This window comes from Promicromonospora kroppenstedtii DSM 19349 (assembly GCF_000515355.1).
GTDB lineage: Bacteria > Actinomycetota > Actinomycetes > Actinomycetales > Cellulomonadaceae > Promicromonospora > Promicromonospora kroppenstedtii.
The window spans coordinates 50,926-55,028 of the sequence record NZ_KI911694.1 but is presented as its reverse complement, the minus strand read 5'-3'; the positions used below and the strand labels follow the sequence as shown (position 1 = coordinate 55,028).

Below are 4,103 nucleotides of genomic sequence, written 5' to 3'. Positions count from 1 at the left end.
GGGCGGCCGCGCCGCCGTCCGGGGCCTCGAACACGTGCCGCGGCAGCCGGTCCCACACCGGGGACGCCGTGGCCGAACCGTCGAGCGGCACGTCCCCGGCGAACACGTTCGCCGTGCGCAGGCGGGCCGGCAGCTCGGCCCCGGCCGCGCCGAAGTAGGCCGGCTTGGCCTGGAAGCGGTCGTCGAAGAGCAGGGGCGCGCCGCTGTCGACCCGCCACGACCGGCCGTCGGTCAAGCCCCACGCCGTCACGCTGAACAGGTCCTCGGCATGCGCACGGAACACGTCGAACGCGTCGCGGTAGTAGTAGCCCTGGTCGACCAGCCGGGCCTGGGTGACCGGCGTCCCCGTGGTGACGTCCAGCTCCGTGACCGCCTGCGTGACCGGCAGGTCCGCGAACCGCTCGATCGCGCCCTCCAGCGCGCCGACCGGCATCGCGAGGGACACGTGGAACTGGTGCCCCACGCCGTCCACCGGCACGCCGCGCTCCAGCAGCCGGCCCACCAGCGCGCGGTACCGGTCCTGCTTGCCGCCCTGCTCCGTGTTGTAGTCATTGATGAACAGGGTCACCGGACGCTCGCGCACCGCGTCCGACGGTGCGGCGGCGTACGTCTCGTTGAACGCCTCGTCCGCGTACTCGAACGCGAGGTCGATGTACTCCTCGCCCAGGATCCGGAACCACTCGCTGCGGCGCAGGCCGTCCGGGTGCTCCGCACCGTCCGAGACCACCTCGTTGACCACGTCGAACGCGACCAGCGGGTTCGTGGCCGAGCCGAAGAGCCCGTAGTCGTCGCTCAGGTTCTCCGCGATGCCGAACACGTGGTCGCGCAGGCGCTCGCGGAGCACCGCACGGCCCGCCTCGTCCGCTGCCAGCGGCTCGCCGGCGTCGTCCTGGAAGAACCAGTCCGGCGTCTGGCTGTGCCACACCAGCACGTGGCCGTAGACCCGCAGGTCGTGCTCCTGCGCGAAGTCCATGAGAGCCGTCGCCTCGGGGTGCCGGCGCAGTGTGCCGTCGGCGTCATACCAGGCCTCGGGCTTCATGTGGTTCTCGGGCGTGACCTGGCCGAAGTGCCTCCTCAGCAGCTGCGCCGCCGCGCCCGAGGTCTCGCGGCTGTCGATCGCGACGCCCACCGGGAAGTCGACCGTCTCCTGGAGCCCCGTCAGGTCCTCGATCAGAGGCGGCTCCGGGACGGACACCACGATGTCGTCGATCAGCCAGTCGCTGGTGTTGCCGCCGTCGTACGCCGTCTCGAAGTAGAGGAGTGCGTCGTCGTGGTCCGGCATGGTGAACGTGGCGGTCACCTCGGTCCAGCCGCTGTCGGTCAGGCCGGTGAACTGGGCCAGGGTCGAGAAGGTCTGGGCGCCCTCGATCGTGCTCGCGAGGCTCAGCCAGACGTCGCCCGGCGTCTGCCCCGCGGGGAAGCGCACCCAGGCGGAGACGTCGTAGGTGACGCCCGCGCGCAGCACGCCCGTGACGTCCCGGCCGATGCCGTCGCCGGTGGCGTCACGGTCGGTGAGTGCGGCCGCCCAGGTACCCCCGTGTGCGTCGGCGTCCGTGACCGCGAGCGTGAAGTCGGAGGCGTCGGTGCCGGTGCGCGGCTCCCAGCCGCCGAGGGTGCCGTCCTCGAAGTCCGTGCTCAGCACGGTGCCCGATGCCGGGGGCGTGCCCTCCGGGAACGTGAACGTCCAGCCGTCGGCGAGGCGTTCGGTGACGACCGTCCGCACCGCGGCGAGCGTGCCCGACCGGTCGCCGCCGCCGTCGTGCGCGAGGACCAGCTCGCCGGGGACCATGGCGGTGCGCAGGTTGGCGGTGAGGGTCGCGACGTCCTGGGTCTCCCAGTCGGCGATGGTGTTCCGGACGGCGAGCGGCTGCATGCCCAGCTCGACCGCGACACCGGGTGTCACGCCCCAGGAGCCGTTCGGGGCGCGCCAGAAGGGGACCTTCTGGTTGGGGTCGCCCAGCGCGTCGCGGATGATCCCCAGGTTCTCGACCAGGTCGGCGCGCACCTGCTCCTGGGTCCAGGAGCCCATGTCGGCGTACGACGTCGAGTGGTTGCACAGGACGTGGCCCTCGGCGACGATCCGGCGCAGCAGCGCGGCGCCGCCCTCGGCCTGGATGTTCTGCCCGATCACGCAGAAGACGGCCTTCAGGTCGTGCTCCGCGAGGAAGTCCAGCAGGGCGGGCGTGGTGCCGGGGTTCGGGCCGTCGTCGAAGGTCAGGGCGGAGGCGTTCCCGCTGCCCTCGGCGGCGTACACCGGGGTGGGCACGGGGTTGATCGCGCCGCCGGGCACGACGTCGTCCGGGGGAACCGTGTCGGAGGTGGTCACCATGATGTCGTCCACGAGGAGCGTGTAGGGGGCGTCCTGGTCGGTGCTGCCGAGGTAGGCCTGCAGCTCGGCCGGGTCGGCGTCGGCGTCGGCCGTGTACGTGCCGGTCACCGTGGTCCAGTCGGGTCCGATCGTGGTGTTCCCTACCCAGTCGTACGCCGGCTTGACGACGAAGCGGACGCCGGTGCTGGTGGGGGCCGGCGGGTCTTCCGGCGCGGCGGGCTCCGCGAGACGGGCGCGCATGCTGAACGTGTAGGTCAGCCCCGGGTGGAAGATCCCGGTGGGGGACTGGAGGCCCTCGTAGTCGGCGGCCCGGGTGATGGTGAGCACGCTGCCCGCGCCGTCGGGGTCCGGAACGACGTCGAGGCCCGCGCCGCCGCTGGGGGTCCACGTGCCCGTGGTGCCGTCCTCGAAGTCGACGGCGGTGACGACCGTGTCGACGGCTGCCGTGGCCGCCCCCGTGGTCGCCGCGGCGGGTGCGACGAGCGAACCGGCGGTGACGAGCCCCGCGAGCCCTGCGGCGAGACCCGGTGTTAAACGATTTCTGACCGTCAAGCGATCTCGGGTGGTGAAACGATTTCGACGAGGCATGCTGCGCTCCCTTGCGCGTGTCTCCGATGGGGCGTACGCCGGGCGACGGTGCCGCGGCGAACGTAGGGGCAGCGTAGCCAGCCAGCCCGGATGCCGTCGAGACCTGCTCGGACGCACCGGCGTGACGCCAACGCCCACCCGGGCGCTCGGCGGTGCTGCCGGGTGTCCGGCGGTGCGCCCGGGTGGTCGGCAGTTTGCCCAGCAGACTCGGCAGTTGGCATCGAGATCGGCACAGGCCTGAGCCGATCTCGATGCCAACTGCCGACCGCTCGGGCGTACTGCCGAGTCTGCGGGGCAAACTGCCGAGTCTGCCGAGCGCCCCGCCCGGCGCGCCCCGCCGTCAGGCCGCCGTCAGGTCCTTGACCGCGCCCTTGGCGATGCGCAGGCGGCGCGGTGTGCGCCGTGCGACCACCGAGTCGTGCGTGACCAGCACGATCGTCAGCCCCTGCTCCTTCCACAGGCCCTCGATGAGGTCCACGATCTCGTCGCGGGTCTCCTCGTCGAGGTTTCCGGTGGGCTCGTCGGCCAGCAGCACCTTGGGGTTCTTCACCAGCGCCCGCGCGATCGCGACACGCTGCTGCTGCCCGCCCGACAGCTCGCCCGGGAGGTGGTCGCCCCGGTCGCCGAGGCCCACCGACTCCAGGGCGGCGAGCGCCCGTGCCGTCCGCGTCTGGCGCGGCACCTTGGCCGGCACGAGCGCCGTCTCCACGTTCTCCAGCGCGGTGAGCGTCGGGATCAGGTTGAAGTTCTGGAACACGAACCCGATGGTCTCGGCCCGCGCCGCGGTGAGCTGCGTGTCGCTCATCCCGGCGAGGTCGGTGCCGTCGAGCTTCACCGTGCCCGACGTCGGACGGTCGAGCCCGCCGAGCATCTGCAGCAGCGTGGACTTGCCGCCCCCGGTCGGCCCCTGGACGGCCACGAGCTCGCCGTCACCGATGGTCAGGGACACCCCCTTGAGCGCGCGCACCACGCGCCTGCCCTGCTGGTACGTCTTGGTCAGGTCGTCGATCTGATACATGCTGCCTTCTCCCAGGTCACTTTCACGCTCTGCTTGTTGTCGCGTGAGCCTGCGGCTCCGCTGCGGGCGCGTGCCTCGTACCTCGGCCCGCACCCTGCGCTGCACCTCCGGCTCACGCTCTGCTTGTTGTCGCGTGAGCCTGCGGCTCCGCTGCGGGCGCGTGCCTCG

The 4,103-nt window shown here is 72.2% G+C and carries 2 protein-coding genes; both read right to left on the bottom strand.

What is annotated here, in order from left to right; translation table 11 throughout:
- A partial coding sequence (locus tag PROKR_RS31650) for an endo-1,4-beta-xylanase (protein WP_169736461.1) occupies positions 1 to 2,881 on the bottom strand: 2,881 nt, incomplete at its 3' end.
- 376 nt (positions 2,882 to 3,257) lie between these two features.
- On the bottom strand, positions 3,258 to 3,935 hold the full coding sequence (locus tag PROKR_RS17445; RefSeq protein WP_036965091.1) for an ABC transporter ATP-binding protein: 678 nt from the start codon (positions 3,933 to 3,935) through the stop codon (positions 3,258 to 3,260).
- Positions 3,936 to 4,103: the final 168 nt, after the last annotated feature.